The 16,404-nt window shown below is 49.9% G+C and carries 8 protein-coding genes, 2 tRNA genes and 4 rRNA genes; 12 read left to right on the top strand and 2 right to left on the bottom strand.

Annotation, left to right across the window (positions count from 1 at the left end):
• The first annotated feature begins 7 nt into the window (after positions 1-7).
• From nfi to PT300_01485, 4 genes are all read left to right on the top strand, one after another.
• Complete coding sequence (gene nfi, locus PT300_01500; protein MDF7679360.1) at positions 8-679, top strand: deoxyribonuclease V; 672 nt, start codon at positions 8-10, stop codon at positions 677-679.
• Positions 680-723: 44 nt separating this feature from the next.
• Positions 724-1,314, top strand: coding sequence for a YjaG family protein (locus tag PT300_01495; protein MDF7679359.1), 591 nt, complete (start codon positions 724-726; stop codon positions 1,312-1,314).
• Positions 1,315-1,503: 189 nt separating this feature from the next.
• Positions 1,504-1,776 (top strand): DNA-binding protein HU-alpha, encoded by a 273-nt coding sequence (gene hupA / locus PT300_01490; GenBank protein ID MDF7679358.1) that lies wholly within the window; start codon positions 1,504-1,506, stop codon positions 1,774-1,776.
• A 12-nt stretch (positions 1,777-1,788) separates the two neighbouring features.
• On the top strand, positions 1,789-2,484 hold the full coding sequence (locus PT300_01485; GenBank protein MDF7679357.1) for a DUF1481 domain-containing protein: 696 nt from the start codon (positions 1,789-1,791) through the stop codon (positions 2,482-2,484).
• A gap of 29 nt (positions 2,485-2,513) precedes the next feature.
• Here the strand turns inward: PT300_01485 and purD are convergent, their stop codons facing one another.
• Together purD and purH are read right to left on the bottom strand one after the other, a co-directional pair.
• Positions 2,514-3,809 (bottom strand): phosphoribosylamine--glycine ligase, encoded by a 1,296-nt coding sequence (gene purD, locus PT300_01480; protein ID MDF7679356.1) that lies wholly within the window; start codon positions 3,807-3,809, stop codon positions 2,514-2,516.
• A 15-nt stretch (positions 3,810-3,824) separates the two neighbouring features.
• Positions 3,825-5,414, bottom strand: a complete 1,590-nt coding sequence (gene purH / locus PT300_01475) for a bifunctional phosphoribosylaminoimidazolecarboxamide formyltransferase/IMP cyclohydrolase (GenBank protein MDF7679355.1) — start codon at positions 5,412-5,414, stop codon at positions 3,825-3,827.
• A 550-nt stretch (positions 5,415-5,964) separates the two neighbouring features.
• Between purH and PT300_01470 the strand changes: the two genes are divergently transcribed.
• The 8 genes from PT300_01470 to metH all read left to right on the top strand — a co-directional run bounded on the left by PT300_01470 (position 5,965) and on the right by metH (position 16,281).
• Positions 5,965-7,507 (top strand): 16S ribosomal RNA (locus tag PT300_01470).
• 84 nt (positions 7,508-7,591) lie between these two features.
• Positions 7,592-7,667: transfer RNA gene (locus PT300_01465), tRNA-Glu, on the top strand.
• Between the two features lie 182 nt (positions 7,668-7,849).
• A 23S ribosomal RNA gene (locus PT300_01460) occupies positions 7,850-10,853 on the top strand.
• A 101-nt stretch (positions 10,854-10,954) separates the two neighbouring features.
• Positions 10,955-11,070: ribosomal RNA gene (gene rrf / locus PT300_01455) — 5S ribosomal RNA — on the top strand.
• Between the two features lie 15 nt (positions 11,071-11,085).
• Positions 11,086-11,161: transfer RNA gene (locus PT300_01450), tRNA-Thr, on the top strand.
• Positions 11,162-11,193: 32 nt separating this feature from the next.
• Positions 11,194-11,309 (top strand): 5S ribosomal RNA (gene rrf, locus PT300_01445).
• Together the 16S, 23S and 5S rRNA genes with 2 tRNA genes alongside form the textbook arrangement of a ribosomal RNA operon.
• Before the next feature lie 197 nt (positions 11,310-11,506).
• A complete protein-coding gene (metA, locus tag PT300_01440; protein ID MDF7679354.1) occupies positions 11,507-12,436 on the top strand; it encodes a homoserine O-succinyltransferase in 930 nt (309 codons plus the stop codon).
• A 161-nt stretch (positions 12,437-12,597) separates the two neighbouring features.
• Positions 12,598-16,281: a methionine synthase gene (metH, locus tag PT300_01435; GenBank protein ID MDF7679353.1), complete on the top strand. Its 3,684-nt coding sequence runs from the start codon at positions 12,598-12,600 to the stop codon at positions 16,279-16,281.
• Positions 16,282-16,404: the final 123 nt, after the last annotated feature.

Below are 16,404 nucleotides of genomic sequence, written 5' to 3'. Positions count from 1 at the left end.
ATGGCTTATGGATCTGGCATCACTCAGTGACCAGCAGCGCAAGCTGGCCGCATCCGTTATTCATCAGGACCAGCTGGATTGCGATCCCCCGGCGATGATTGGTGGTGCCGATGTCGGTTTTGAACAACAAAATACCATCGCGCGAGCGGCAATAGTGCTGCTCGCCTATCCATCACTGGAGTTAGTCGAATATCAGATTGCGCGTGTTCCTGTTGTTATGCCTTATATTCCTGGCTTTCTATCATTTCGTGAAACGCCAGCATTACTGGCCGCGTGGCAACAACTGACGCAGAAACCCGATATACTCTTTGTCGATGGTCATGGTATTTCACATCCACGCAGGCTGGGGGTGGCGAGCCATTTTGGCCTGTTAGTGGATGTGCCAACGATTGGTGTGGCAAAAAAACGGTTATGCGGGAAATTCACCTTTTCCACAGATGAATCAGGGGCACTGGCACCGCTGATGGATAAAAACGAACAGCTGGCCTGGGTCTGGCGCAGTAAAGCGCGTTGTAATCCGTTATTTATTAGTACGGGACATCGCGTGTCACTCAACAGTGCATTACTCTGGGTACAACACTGTATCAAAGGTTATCGTTTGCCAGAGCCAACGCGCTGGGCTGATGCGGTTGCTTCGCAGCGCCCGGCATTCGTGCGCTGGCAGGCAAATCACAACTGATTCAGGTACACTTGCACACAATTTCTCAATCCACGGGACTTATTATGTTACAAAACCCAATTCATCTGCGTCTGGAGAAGCTGACAGACTGGCAACATGTGACTTTTATGGCCTGTCTGTGTGAACGTATGTACCCCAATTACGCGCTCTTCTGCCAGCAAACTGAATTTGCCGATAGTCACCTGTATCGCCGTATTCTTGATTTGGTTTGGGAAATATTGACAGTCAAAGAGGCTAGAGTGAATTTTGACAGTCAGTTAGAAAAACTGGAGCAGGCTATTCCGGTGGCTGACGACTATGATTTATACGGTGTCTATCCAGCCATTGATGCCTGTATTGCATTGAGTGAATTGGTTCATTCCCGTCTCAGTGGTGAAATGCTTGATCATGCCATTGCGGTGAGTAAAAGTTCCGTTAATACGGTCGCGATGCTGGAAATGACACGTGCAGGACGTGAAATGACGGATGCCGAGCTCAAAGAAAACCTGGCCGTTGAGCGGGAATGGGATATCCAGTGGGAGATTTTTCGCCTGCTTGCTGCTTGTGAAACGCGCGATATTGATCTGATCAAAGGGCTGCGAACTGACCTCAGGGAGATTGGAGAAAGCAATATTGGTGTGATTTTTCAGCAATAGGAGTAGAAATATGATTTATCATCTGAATTGTGGTGTCGGAAAGCTTCCATTTCTCCCCTTGTCTGGTCTACATTTGGAAAGCACGAAGTAAAAGTTGCTATCGATGCACATATGCTGGAGAGTGCCTTGTTCGGCATTTTGGTCGCACTCGGTATTTAGCAAGCGATAAACACATTGTAAGGATAACTTATGAATAAGACTCAACTCATTGATGTAATTGCGGCCAAAGCTGACCTGCCAAAAACACAGGCAAAAGCTGCCCTGGAATCGACGCTGGCTGCAATTACTGAGTCTCTGAAAGAGGGCGACGCTGTACAACTGGTAGGATTTGGCACTTTCAAAGTGAACCACCGTGCTGAGCGTACAGGGCGTAACCCACAAACAGGTAAAGAAATCAAAATTGCTGCCGCTAATGTACCGGCGTTTGTTTCAGGTAAATCCCTGAAAGACGCAGTTAAATAACACGGCATGGCAATATATGGTTTTTACGAAGGAGCCCTGGGGCTCCTTTTGTCTGCGGGTCGTTATATGTTGACATCGGCTGCTGTCATATCCGTTCTGGCAGGATGCAGCCAGCATAATGTACTGCCATCCTTCACGGCCAGTGGTTATGCAGACGACCAGGGTGCTGTGCGTATCTGGCGTAAAGACAACCAGAATGAAGTTCACCTTCTTGCCATCTCAGATGCATGGAATAACGGCGAGACATCAACCAGTGAATACCGCTGGCAGGGCACCCGACTTACATTTATCGAACTCAATACCTCTGGCAAACCAGCGGAACATATCCGGGTTCATTTTGATGAGCGAGGAGAATTGAGTTTTATGCAGCGTGAAATTGATGGACAGAAATTCCCTCTTTCTGACGATCAAGTAGCACTGTATCGTTATCGTGCCACCCATATTCGTCAGACCAGTGATGCATTGTATCAGGGGCGTGTTACGCTGCATCAGGGATACTGGCGTACTCATCAGACGATCACGACTTGTGAAGGTCAGACGGTAAGCCCGGCTTTTGATGATGATACGCTGGCCTATATCGCGAGCCGTCAGCATCGCGCTGCACAAGCGATAAGTGTGGCATGGCTGGAATCATCAGACGGTGTACAGCTTCTGATGGTCGACAATAGCGACTTTTGTGCCAGACAGCCACAGGAAAAAACTTTCTGAATCGTGATTTTTGCTGAAGTGAAAGCCAGCTATTCCTGTTGCTGTTCATGGGCAATCGCGCGCCAGCCAATATCGCTACGGCTGAAACAATTTTTCCAGTGAATGCCTCCGACGATCTGATAAGCACGTTGTTGTGCCTGGGAAACAGTATCTCCCAGTGCTGTCACACAGAGCACGCGTCCGCCGTGGGTGACGATACGTTGATCCTCCGTCAGCTGGGTTCCGGCATGAAATACTTTTCCATCCGTGAGTTGCTGGCCTGGCAGACCAAAGATTTCATCGCTGGTATGATAGTGACCTGGGTAGCCGCCTGCCGCCATGACCACACCCAGTGCGGCACGATCATCCCATACGGCGGTTTTCTCATCCAGTTTTCCATTGCAGGCAGCCAGACACAATTCCACGATGTCGGATTTCAGGCGCAGCATAACAGGCTGTGTCTCTGGATCACCGAAACGGCAATTGAACTCAATGACCTTCGGATTGCCTTGCTTATCGATCATCAGACCCGCATAGAGAAAACCGGTATAGATATTGCCTTCTGCTGCCATACCTCTGACGGTTGGCCAGATGATACGACTCATGATCCGTTGGTAAATCTCATCGCTCACTACTGGTGCAGGGGAACAGGCCCCCATTCCCCCCGTATTTAGCCCGGTATCACCATCGCCTGCGCGTTTATGATCCTGGCTGGTGGCCATTGGCAGGACATGTTCACCATCGACCATAACAATAAAGCTGGCTTCTTCACCATCGAGAAATTCCTCAATAATAATGCGGTGACCGGCATGACCAAAAATATTGCCTGCTAGCATATCTTTCACCGCGCTTTCCGCTTCTTCAGGCGTCATTGCGACGATAACGCCTTTACCGGCGGCAAGGCCATCTGCTTTGATAACGATAGGGGTGCCTTTCTCTCGTAGCCAGGCCAGTGCCGGTTCAATTTGGGTAAAATATTGATAATCAGCAGTTGGGATATGGTGCCGTGCAAGAAAATCTTTACTAAACGCTTTAGAGCCTTCCAGTTGCGCTGCTTGTTGGGTCGGGCCAAAAATTTTTAGCCCTGCTGCGCGAAATGTATCGACAATTCCCATGACCAGCGGAATTTCCGGCCCGACAATCGTCAGATCTATCTCTTGGTTTTGGGCAAAATTGAGTAAGGCGGGAATATCAGTAATATCAATAGCAACATTTTGCAAACCAGGTTCCAGCGCGGTACCGGCATTACCTGGCGCGACATAGACCGTATCGACTCCGGGAGATTGTGCGACTTTCCATCCCAGGGCATGCTCACGGCCACCACTGCCGATCACTAATACTTTCATAGATTTCTCCGTGAATTAATGGCGAAAATGGCGTATGCCGGTGAAGATCATCGCCATATCATGCTCATCAGCGGCGGCAATGACCTCTTCATCACGAATCGATCCCCCCGGCTGGATCACACAGCTCACGCCTGCTGCGGCTGCCGCATCAATGCCATCGCGGAATGGAAAGAAAGCATCGGATGCCATTACTGAACCTTTCACCTCCAGCCCCTCATCGTTAGCTTTCAGGCCGGCAATTTTAGCAGAGTAAACGCGACTCATCTGACCTGCGCCAATACCGATAGTCATGTTATCTTTCGCGTAAACAATGGCGTTAGATTTGACAAATTTTGCCACTTTCCAGCAGAAGAGTGCATCATGCAGCTCTTGTGTTGTCGGCTGGCGTTGAGTGACGACATGTATTTCATCTACCGTGACCATTCTCAAATCACGATCCTGAACTAACAGGCCGCCATTAACACGTTTGAAATCCAGTCCTGGTTCAGCGTGTGTGCAGTTACCGCAGATCAGCAAACGGATGTTCTGTTTAGCGGAAATAATGTTCAATGCTTCCTGATTGACCGCTGGGGCAATAATGACCTCGACAAATTGTCGGGAAAGAATAGATTGTGCAGTTGTCGCATCCAGTTCGCGGTTAAAAGCAATGATACCGCCGAAGGCAGAAGTTGGATCCGTTTTCCACGCCCGATCATAAGCATCAATCAGTGAATGACTGACAGCCACTCCGCAGGGATTTGCATGTTTTACGATAACACAAGCCGGTTCGCTAAATGTTTTCACACACTCTAATGCCGTATCAGTATCCGCAATATTATTAAAAGACAGTGCTTTGCCTTGTAATTGTTGCGCAGTGGCGACAGAGGCCTCTTTAACATTTTCTTCGGTATAAAAGGCGGCCTGTTGATGGCTATTTTCGCCATAGCGCATATCCTGCTTTTTAATGAAATTCAGGTGTAGCGTTCGTGGAAAGCGGCCTGAGGCTTGTTGGATATCACCGTGATAGGGGGGAACCAGACCACCAAAATAATTAGCAATCATGCCATCATAAGAGGCCGTATGCTCGAAAGCCTTAATGGCGAGATTAAAACGTGTTGCGGGGGTTAACGATCCTTTATTGGCATCCATTTCATTAATAACAGTATTATAATCGCTACTGGCAACGATAATGGTCACATCTTTATGATTTTTCGCCGCCGCACGTATCATCGTTGGACCGCCGATATCAATATTTTCTATTGCCTCCTCCAGAGAGCAGTCATCATGAGTAATGGTTTGTGCGAACGGATAGAGATTAACAACGACCAGATCAATAGGGGCGATAGCATGTTGCGTCATAAGATCATCGTCCAGACCACGACGAGCAAGAATACCGCCATGTACTTTGGGATGCAGGGTTTTAACACGGCCATTCATTATCTCAGGGAAACCGGTATAGTCAGAAACCTCGGTGACAGATAACCCTTGTTCTGCCAGCAGATGAGCCGTGCCTCCGGTAGAGAGTAACTCAACACCACGCGCAGACAGTGCCTGAGCAAATTCGATAATACCGGTTTTGTCAGAAACACTGAGCAGAGCACGGCGGATGGGACGATATTGCTGCATAAGATGAATTTCCCCGGAAATTGAATCGTATTTAGCTATCAAAAGGGTTAGCTGAACAGGTTATTCGATGTTCGCCGTTCACCCGATAGCGCTATGTGATAGCGCCAAATTGTAACGAAAACGTTTGCGTGACGCTCGTAAATTTTTATCTTTTCTGTCCGTTTGTGGATAAATCTGTGTATAACGAGGTATAAGGTGTTTTATTGCTGTGGAATGCAGCAGATGGTTAATTTTCTACAATATTTCTATTGCAGATAGCCGTGAGCTCCCTATAATACGCAGCCACTGACCCGGCATATGTGAAACAGTTCGCAGTGCTGGCCGGACAGGAAAGAGGAAAATACTAAAAAAGTACTTGACTCTGAAGTGCATGAGAGTATTATATGCGCCCGCTTCATTGAAGCACTGCTCTTTAACAATCAGTCAGACAATCTGTGTGGGCACTCAGGAAGACAGAGCCTGACCGTCGGTGACGGTCAAGCAAATTTAAAAAGTCTCTGAGTGAACACGTAATTCATTTACGAAGTTTAATTCACGAGCGATCAGACCTGAATTGAAGAGTTTGATCATGGCTCAGATTGAACGCTGGCGGCAGGCCTAACACATGCAAGTCGAACGGTAACAGGAAGCAGCTTGCTGCTTTGCTGACGAGTGGCGGACGGGTGAGTAAAGTCTGGGAAACTGCCTGGTGGAGGGGGATAACTACTGGAAACGGTAGCTAATACCGCATAATGTCGGAAGACCAAAGTGGGGGACCTTATGGCCTCACGCCACCGGATGTGCCCAGACGGGATTAGCTTGCAGGTGAGGTAATGGCTCACCTGGGCGACGATCCCTAGCTGGTCTGAGAGGATGACCAGCCACACTGGAACTGAGACACGGTCCAGACTCCTGCGGGAGGCAGCAGTGGGGAATATTGCACAATGGGGGAAACCCTGATGCAGCCATGCCGCGTGTATGAAGAAGGCCTTCGGGTTGTAAAGTACTTTCAGCGGTGAGGAAGGATGGAAGTTTAATACACTTTCATTTTGACGTTATCCGCAGAAGAAGCACCGGCAAACTCCGTGCCAGCAGCCGCGGTAATACGGAGGGTGCGAGCGTTAATCGGAATAACTGGGCGTAAAGGGCACGCAGGCGGTGTGTTAAGTCAGATGTGAAATCCCCGGGCTTAACCCGGGAACAGCATTTGAAACTGACAGGCTGGAGTCTCGTAGAGGGGGGTGGAATTCCAGGTGTAGCGGTGAAATGCGTAGAGATCTGGAGGAATACCGGTGGCGAAGGCGGCCCCCTGGACGAAGACTGACGCTGAGGTGCGAAAGCGTGGGGAGCAAACAGGATTAGATACCCTGGTAGTCCACGCTGTAAACGATGTCGATTTGGAGGTTGTTCCCGTTGAGGAGTGGCTTTCGAAGCAAACGCGATAAATCGACCGCCTGGGGAGTACGGCCGCAAGGTTAAAACTCAAATGAATTGACGGGGGCCCGCACAAGCGGTGGAGCATGTGGTTTAATTCGATGCAACGCGAAGAACCTTACCTGGTCTTGACATCCACAGAACCTTCCAGAGATGGAGGGGTGCCTTCGGGAGCTGTGAGACAGGTGCTGCATGGCTGTCGTCAGCTCGTGTTGTGAAATGTTGGGTTAAGTCCCGCAACGAGCGCAACCCTTATCCTCTGTTGCCAACGGTTTGGCCGGGAACTCAGGGGAGACTGCCAGTGAAAAGCTGGAGGAAGGTGGGGATGACGTCAAGTCATCATGGCCCTTACGACCAGGGCTACACACGTGCTACAATGGCGCATACAAAGGGAGGCGAGCCTGCGAGGGTGAGCGGAACTCATAAAGTGCGTCGTAGTCCGGACTGGAGTCTGCAACCCGACTCCACGAAGACGGAATCGCTAGTAATCGTGGATCAGAATGCCACGGTGAATACGTTCCCGGGCCTTGTACACACCGCCCGTCACACCATGGGAGTGGGTTGCAAAAGAAGCAGGTAGTTTAACCGAAAGGGGGGCGCCTGCCACTTTGTGATTCATGACTGGGGTGAAGTCGTAACAAGGTAACCGTAGGGGAACCTGCGGTTGGATCACCTCCTTAAACTGAGGGTTCTGGATTTCTGAAGTGTTCACACAGATTGTCTGACGAGAGATTGAGCAAGGCGTCTTGCGAACGAGACAGAGAGTCCCCTTCGTCTAGAGGCCCAGGACATCGCCCTTTCACGGCGGTAACGGGGGTTCGAATCCCCCAGGGGACGCCACTTGCGGGTTGTGGGTGAAAGGCACAGCCGGATTGTATTTCAGAGATGGCCGGGAGGTCATTTGTGAAATATATTGCTCTTTAACAAACTGGATCAAGCTGAAAATTGAAAGAGGACACACGAAGAAGTGTGTCCGGGTCTCTCAAAGCGAAGCGACCGGAAGAGACATCTTCGGGTTGTGAGGTTAAGTGACTAAGCGTACACGGTGGATGCCCTGGCAGTCAGAGGCGATGAAGGACGTGCAAATCTGCGAAAAGCGCCGGCGAGGTGATATGGGCCTGTGACCCGGCGATGTCCGAATGGGGAAACCCGGTGTGAGTAATCACATCATCGTTAACTGAATTCATAGGTTAACGAGGCGAACCGGGGAACTGAAACATCTCAGTACCCCGAGGAAAAGAAATCAACCGAGATTCCCCGAGTAGCGGCGAGCGAAAGGGGAGGAGCCCGGAGTCATAATCAGCATGGGTGTTAGTGGAACGGTCTGGAAAGTCCGGCAAAAGAGGGTGACAGCCCCGTACACGAAAGCGCGCATGCTGTGGACTCGAAGAGTAAGGCGGGACACGAGAAATCCTGTCTGAAGAAGGGGGATTCATCCTCCAAGGCTAAATACTCCTGACTGACCGATAGTGAACCAGTACCGTGAGGGAAAGGCGAAAAGAACCCCGGCGAGGGGAGTGAAAGAGAACCTGAAACCGTGTACGTACAAGCAGTGGAAGCCCCACCACTAAGCCAGTGGTGAGATTCCACGAGGCATCCTTTGCTGTAAGGCAGGGCAGGCGGAGCGTGAGCGACGCCCAGCCGCCAAAAGAAGCAGAGGGGGCTTAGTGGTGGGGTGACTGCGTACCTTTTGTATAATGGGTCAGCGACTTGTATTCTGTAGCGAGGTTAACCGAATAGGGGAGCCGCAGGGAAACCGAGTCTTAACTGGGCGACTAGTTGCAGGGTACAGACCCGAAACCCGGTGATCTAGCCATGGGCAGGTTGAAGGTTGGGTAACACTAACTGGAGGACCGAACCGACTGATGTTGAAAAATCAGCGGATGACCTGTGGCTGGGGGTGAAAGGCCAATCAAACCGGGAGATAGCTGGTTCTCCCCGAAAGCTATTTAGGTAGCGCCTCGTGGGTTCATCTCCGGGGGTAGAGCACTGTTTCGGCAAGGGGGTCATCCCGACTTACCAACCCGATGCAAACTGCGAATACCGGAGAATGATACCACGGGAGACACACGGCGGGTGCTAACGTTCGTCGTGGAGAGGGAAACAACCCAGACCGCCAGCTAAGGTCCCGAAGTCATGGTTAAGTGGGAAACGAAGTGGGAAGGCTTAGACAGCCAGGATGTTGGCTTAGAAGCAGCCATCATTAAAAGAAAGCGTAATAGCTCACTGGTCGAGTCGGCCTGCGCGGAAGATGTAACGGGGCTAAACCATGCACCGAAGCTGCGGCAGCGGCGCAAGCTGCTGGGTAGGGGAGCGTTCTGTAAGCTGAAGAAGGTGTGCTGAGAGGCATGCTGGAGGTATCAGAAGTGCGAATGCTGACATAAGTAACGATAATGCGGGTGAAAAACCCGCACGCCGGAAGACCAAGGGTTCCTGTCCAACGTTAATCGGGGCAGGGTGAGTCGACCCCTAAGGTGAGGCCGAAAGGCGTAGCTGATGGGAAACGGGTTAATATTCCCGTACTTTATGTTACTGCGAAGGGGGGACGGAGAAGGCTATGTTATCCGGGTGACGGAAGTCCCGGTTTAAGCGTGCAGGTGGGTGTTTCAGGCAAATCCGGAACACTATAACACTGAGGCGTGATGACGAGGCACTGAGGTGCCGAAGTAACAGAAGCCCTGCTTCCAGGAAAAGCCTCTAAGCGACAGGTAACATGAAATCGTACCCGAAACCGACACAGGTGGTCAGGTAGAGCATACCAAGGCGCTTGAGAGAACCCGGGTGAAGGAACTAGGCAAAATGGTGCCGTAACTTCGGGAGAAGGCACGCTGACGCAAGGTGAAGCGCTTAACGCGTGGAGCTGAGGTCAGTCGCAGAGACCAGCTGGCTGCAACTGTTTATTAAAAACACAGCACTGTGCAAACACGCAAGTGGAAGTATACGGTGTGACGCCTGCCCGGTGCCGGAAGGTTAAATGATGCTGTAATCTGAAAGGAGAAGCAGCTGACTGAAGCCCCGGTAAACGGCGGCCGTAACTATAACGGTCCTAAGGTAGCGAAATTCCTTGTCGGGTAAGTTCCGACCTGCACGAATGGCGTAATGATGGCCAGGCTGTCTCCACCCGGGACTCAGTGAAATTGAACTCGCTGTGAAGATGCAGTGTACCCGCGGCAAGACGGAAAGACCCCGTGAACCTTTACTACAGCTTGACACTGAACCTTGAGCCTTGATGTGCAGGATAGGCGGGAGGCGAAGAAGTGTGGACGCCAGTCTGCATGGAGCCGCTGTTGAAATACCGCCCTTTAATGTTTGATGTTCTAACGCGGAAACCTGAGCGGGGTTGCGGACAGTGTCTGGCGGGTAGTTTGACTGGGGCGGTCTCCTCCCAAAGAGTAACGGAGGAGCACGAAGGTCAGCTAATCCTGGTCGGACATCAGGAGGATAGTGCAATGGCAGAAGCTGGCCTGACTGCGAGCGTGACGGTGCGAGCAGGTGCGAAAGCAGGTCATAGTGATCCGGTGGTTCTGAATGGAAGGCCATCGCTCAACGGATAAAAGGTACTCCGGGGATAACAGGCTGATACCGCCCAAGAGTTCATATCGACGGCGGTGTTTGGCACCTCGATGTCGGCTCATCACATCCTGGGGCTGAAGCGGGTTTTGCAAGGGTATGGCTGTTCGCCATTTAAAGTGGTACGCGAGCTGGGTTTAGAACGTCGTGAGACAGTTCGGTCCCTATCTGCCGTGGGCGCTGGATAACTGAGGGGGGCTGCTCCCAGTACGAGAGGACCGGAGTGGACGCATCACTGGTGTACGGGTTGTCATGCCAATGGCACAGCCCGGTAGCTAAATGCGGAAGAGATAAGTGCTGAAAGCATCTAAGCCCGAAACTTGCCCTGAGATGAGTTATCCCTGATATGAAAATATCCTGAAGGGACGTTGAAGACGACGACGTTGATAGGTCAGGTGTGTAAGCGTGGTGACACGTTGAGCTGACTGATACTAATGACCCGTGAGGCTTAACCTTACAACGCCGAAGGTGTTTTATCGGAAGCGTGGAGCGGAGAGAGAGAGAAAGATTTTCAGCGAGGTCCGGAAGAAGAGCGAGGAAGGATTAGAAAGAATCAGCCTGGCGGTGACAGCGCGGTGGTCCCACCTGACCCCATGCCGAACTCAGAAGTGAAACGCCGAAGCGCCGATGGTAGTGTGGGGACTCCCCATGCGAGAGCAGGGAGCTGCCAGGCTTTAAAATTTAATGTGCTGATATGGCTCAGTTGGTAGAGCGCACCCTTGGTAAGGGTGAGGTCCCCAGTTCAACTCTGGGTATCAGCACCAGTGTTTATAGTAAAGAATATTAAAAGAATTAGTCTGACGGTGATAGCGCGGTGGTCCCACCTGACCCCATGCCGAACTCAGAAGTGAAACGCCGAAGCGCCGATGGTAGTGTGGGGACTCCCCATGCGAGAGCAGGGAGCTGTCAGACTTTAAAACAGAGCAAAAGGCCCAGTTGAATGACTGGGCCTTTTGCTTTTTTGTTACTTATCTCTTGTGAATCATTTCCTTTCTGAAGCTGAAATTTTTTCACTTTCCATTTGCAGACTCGACATTTTACCGGTTTCTAAGTATCTTTGGCTATCTGGATGTCTAAACGTTTATACGTATATTGTGGAGTGATTGGTTATGCCGATTCGGGTGCCTGATGAACTACCAGCCGTTAATTTTTTACGTAATGAAAATGTTTTTGTCATGACGACCACTCGGGCAACAACGCAGGAAATTCGGCCATTAAAAGTACTGATCCTTAATCTGATGCCAAATAAGATTGAGACGGAAAATCAGCTTTTACGTTTGTTGTCGAACTCATCATTACAGGTTGATATTCAGCTCCTGCGTATCGATGTCCGCGAATCCCGTCATACCCCCATGGAACATCTGAATAATTTTTACTGTAGCTTCGAAGATATTTATGACAAAAATTTTGACGGATTGATTGTAACGGGAGCACCGCTGGGTCTGGTCGAGTTTAATCATGTGGCTTACTGGCCACAGATCCAACAGGTGTTAATGTGGGCGAAAGGTCATGTCACCTCAACCCTTTTCATTTGCTGGGCAGTACAGGCAGCACTCAATATCCTGTATGGTATTCCTAAACAAACCCGTACTGAAAAGCTATCGGGTGTTTATAACCATCATATTTTGCATCCACATGCCTTGCTGACTCGCGGTTTTGATGATTTTTTCCTCGCGCCACACTCTCGTTATGCTGATTTTTCGGCAACGTTAATTGGTGACGAGACTGATTTAGACATTCTGGCAACGACGGAAGAGGGTGATGCTTATTTATTTGCCAGCAAGGACAAACGAATGGTATTTGTCACCGGTCACCCGGAATATGACGCTAACACACTAGCAGGCGAATTTTTTCGTGATACCGCCGCAGGTTTATGTCCGGCGATCCCACATAATTATTTCCCGCTCAATAATCCACAAAATAAACCCCATGCCACCTGGCGTAGTCATGGTAATTTATTGTTTACAAACTGGCTTAACTACTATGTTTATCAGATTACCCCCTACGATTTACGGAATATGAATCCCACGCTGGATTAATGATGACAGACACCCCTTGTCGCTGCTGACGCAACTTCTGTCCGCAGGTTGTCCATCTTTCAACGTGAACATGGCTTTTATTCTCTTTTTCCCTTTTCAGGGTTATGCCATGATGCTTTATTGCACTTTACCTGTTTAATTGAACGCTGTCGGGAGCCAATGTGAATAATAAAGTTGATCAGCTACGCACACAGTTAAATAAACGTATCCTGATACTGGATGGTGCCATGGGAACCATGATCCAGCGTTGTCGTTTCAGTGAAGAAGATTTTCGTGGTGAACGTTTTGCGGCCTGGCCTTGTGATTTAAAAGGTAATAATGACTTGCTGGTACTTACTCAACCACAAGCTATCACTGCTATCCATGATGCTTACTTTGCCGCAGGCGCTGATATTATTGAGACTAATACGTTTAACTCAACGGCGATTGCAATGGCAGATTACCAGATGCAATCTCTGGTGACTGAAATCAATCTGACTGCCGCCAGACTGGCGCGGGCCTGTGCCGATGAATGGACATCTCGAACCCCGGAAAAACCGCGCTATGTCGCAGGTATTCTTGGCCCGACTAACCGTACAGCCTCTATTTCCCCCAAAGTCAGTGATTCATCGTTTCGCAATATTACTTTTGATCAACTGGTGACGGCCTACTGTGAATCTACCCAGGCGTTAGTGGAGGGGGGCGTCGATCTGATTATGATTGAAACGGTGTTCGACACACTGAATGCTAAAGCCGCCATCTATGCCGTAAAAGAGGTGTTTGCGCAATCAGGCATTACGCTGCCGATTATGATCTCCGGTACGATCACCGATGCTTCCGGGCGCACGCTTTCCGGCCAGACAACGGAAGCATTTTATAATTCATTACGCCACGCCGATGCGCTGACTTTTGGCCTGAATTGCGCCCTCGGACCAGAACAGTTACGCCAGCATGTGCAGGAGCTCTCGCGGGTTGCGGAATGTTATGTCAGCGTTCATCCAAACGCGGGGTTGCCTAACGCGTTTGGCGAATATGATCTGGATGCTGAAACGATGGCGAAGCAGATGCGCGAATGGGCAGAGTCGGGTTTTTTGAATATTGTCGGCGGTTGTTGCGGCACGACACCGGAACATATTGCTGCTATCAGCCAGGCTGTCGAAGGGCTGGCACCACGAAAATTGCCCGAAATTCCAGCTGCCTGCCGTCTGGCAGGGCTTGAGCCGCTGAATATTGGTGCTGACAGCCTGTTTGTTAACGTCGGAGAACGTACTAATGTTACAGGCTCCGCTAAATTCAGACGTCTGATCAAAGAAGAGAAATATGATGAAGCATTAGATGTGGCTTGCCAGCAGGTGGAAAATGGTGCCCAAATTATTGATATCAATATGGATGAGGGGATGCTGGATGCCGAATCTGCGATGGTACGTTTCCTTAATCTGATTGCTGCTGAGCCAGATATTGCCCGGGTGCCGATAATGATTGACTCCTCGAAATGGAGTGTGATTGAAAGGGGTCTGAAGTGTATCCAGGGGAAAGGGATCGTCAACTCTATCTCGATGAAAGAAGGTATCCCGGCTTTTATTGAACATGCGAAAAAAGTACGTCGTTATGGTGCGGCAATAGTCGTCATGGCTTTTGATGAGCAGGGACAGGCCGATACCCGCGAACGTAAAGTGGATATTTGCCGACGGGCATACAGGATCCTGACGCAGGAAGTCGGCTTCCCGGCGGAAGATATTATTTTCGATCCCAATATTTTTGCTGTTGCTACGGGGATTGCCGAACATAATAATTACGCGCTGGATTTTATCGCTGCCTGTAAAGACATTAAACGTGAATTGCCGCATGCGTTAATTTCTGGTGGCGTCTCTAACGTCTCTTTTTCATTTCGTGGCAATGATGCAGTGCGTGAAGCGATTCATGCTGTGTTTCTTTATCACGCAATTCGTAATGGCATGGATATGGGGATCGTGAATGCTGGACAACTAGCGATTTATGATGATCTCTCTGCCGAATTACGCAATGCAGTAGAAGATGTGATCCTCAATCGTCGTGATGATAGCACTGAACGCTTACTGGTTCTGGCGGAGAAATATCGTAGCAGTAAAACGGATGAGGATACCCACGTTCAGCAGGCGGAATGGCGTAGCTGGGCGGTAAATAAACGTCTGGAATATGCACTGGTAAAAGGCATTAGTGAATTTATTGCCCAGGACACTGAAGAGGCACGCCAGCAGGTAGCACGTCCGATAGAAGTGATCGAAGGGCCCCTGATGGACGGTATGAATGTGGTCGGGGATCTGTTTGGCGAAGGAAAAATGTTTCTGCCGCAGGTGGTAAAATCTGCCCGTGTGATGAAGCAAGCGGTGGCGTATCTGGAGCCTTTTATTGAGGCCAGTAAAGATAAAGGGGCCAGTAATGGCAAAATGGTCATCGCTACGGTGAAAGGTGATGTTCATGATATCGGCAAAAATATCGTTAGTGTCGTATTGCAATGTAATAATTATGAAGTCATCGATCTTGGTGTCATGGTGCCGGCCGAGGTGATCCTCAAAACGGCACGTGAAGTCAACGCTGACCTGATTGGCCTTTCCGGATTGATTACCCCGTCGCTGGATGAAATGGTTAATGTCGCGAAAGAGATGGATCGCCAGGGCTTTACAATCCCGTTATTGATCGGGGGCGCGACAACCTCTAAAGCTCATACAGCCGTAAAGATTGAGCAGAACTACCGTGGCCCGACGGTATACGTACAGAACGCCTCGCGTACTGTAGGGGTCGTCGCGGCATTGCTTTCAGAAACACAACGCGATGATTTTATCGCGCGCATTCATAAAGAATATGACATTGTACGTGCCCAGTATGCGCGTAAGAAACCACGAACATCTCCCGTGACACTGGCGGTAGCGCGCGATAACGATCTGGCATTTGACTGGCAAAATTACACGCCGCCGATTCCCCATTATCCTGGTGTGCAGGCGGTAACCGCGAGCATTGAAACGCTGCGCCACTATATCGACTGGACACCTTTCTTTATGACCTGGTCACTGGCCGGAAAGTATCCTCAAATTCTCGAAGATGATATTGTCGGTGAAGAAGCACGCCGGTTATTTAAAGATGCGAATCAGATGCTGGATAAACTAAGCGCAGGAAAAAAGCTCAATCCGCGTGGTGTTGTGGGATTATTTCCGGCGAATCGGGTAGGGGATGATATTGAAATTTATCATGATGAAACCCGCACTCAGGTGTTAGCCATCAGTCACCATTTACGCCAGCAGACTGAGAAAACTGGATCGACTAACTATTGCCTGGCTGACTTTATTGCGCCAAAGTTGACTGGAAAAGCCGATTATCTGGGCGCTTTTGCCGTAACCGGTGGCCTGGAAGAGGATATGCTGGCACAGGCTTATGAGACAGAGCATGATGACTACAATAAAATCATGGTGAAAGCACTGGCCGATCGTCTGGCAGAAGCGTTTGCTGAATATCTCCATGAGCGTGTGCGGAAAGTCTACTGGGGATATGCCGCCAATGAAAACCTCAGTAATGGGGATCTGATCCGCGAAAACTATCAGGGTATCCGTCCCGCACCTGGTTATCCGGCCTGCCCGGATCACACAGAAAAGGCCACTATCTGGCAATTACTGCAAGTTGAAGCTCATACGGGAATGAAAATAACCGAATCATTCGCTATGTGGCCAGGGGCGTCAGTATCTGGCTGGTATTTCAGTCATCCGGACAGTAAATACTATGCGGTGGCGCAGATTCAGCGTGATCAGGTGGAAGATTACGCTCGTCGTAAAAATATGACCCTGGCAGAAGCGGAACGCTGGCTGGCACCGAATCTGGGATATGATCCCGCCTGAGACAATGCGTTATCCCTGTCGCGGAGAGGAAAAATTATCCGGACAGGGACATAAATTTGGACGCTGAGAGGTTCGGTTTAACATCAAAAGCCGGTGATGAGATGGACGGAAAACAGCAGAGAA

Source organism: Enterobacteriaceae bacterium ESL0689 (genome assembly GCA_029433525.1).
Lineage (GTDB): Bacteria > Pseudomonadota > Gammaproteobacteria > Enterobacterales > Enterobacteriaceae > JAQTIF01.
This window is presented reverse-complemented; position numbering and strand designations above follow the sequence as displayed.

What these genes read in the sequence shown, in the direction of transcription:
- nfi (MDF7679360.1), top strand. Translation starts at nt 8, where the DNA reads ATGGATCTGGCATCACTCAGTGACCAGCAGCGCAAGCTGGCCGCATCC.
- PT300_01495 (MDF7679359.1), top strand. Translation starts at nt 724, where the DNA reads ATGTTACAAAACCCAATTCATCTGCGTCTGGAGAAGCTGACAGACTGG.
- hupA (MDF7679358.1), top strand. Translation starts at nt 1,504, where the DNA reads ATGAATAAGACTCAACTCATTGATGTAATTGCGGCCAAAGCTGACCTG.
- purD (MDF7679356.1), bottom strand. Translation starts at nt 3,809, where the DNA reads ATGAAAGTATTAGTGATCGGCAGTGGTGGCCGTGAGCATGCCCTGGGA.
- purH (MDF7679355.1), bottom strand. Translation starts at nt 5,414, where the DNA reads ATGCAGCAATATCGTCCCATCCGCCGTGCTCTGCTCAGTGTTTCTGAC.
- metA (MDF7679354.1), top strand. Translation starts at nt 11,507, where the DNA reads ATGCCGATTCGGGTGCCTGATGAACTACCAGCCGTTAATTTTTTACGT.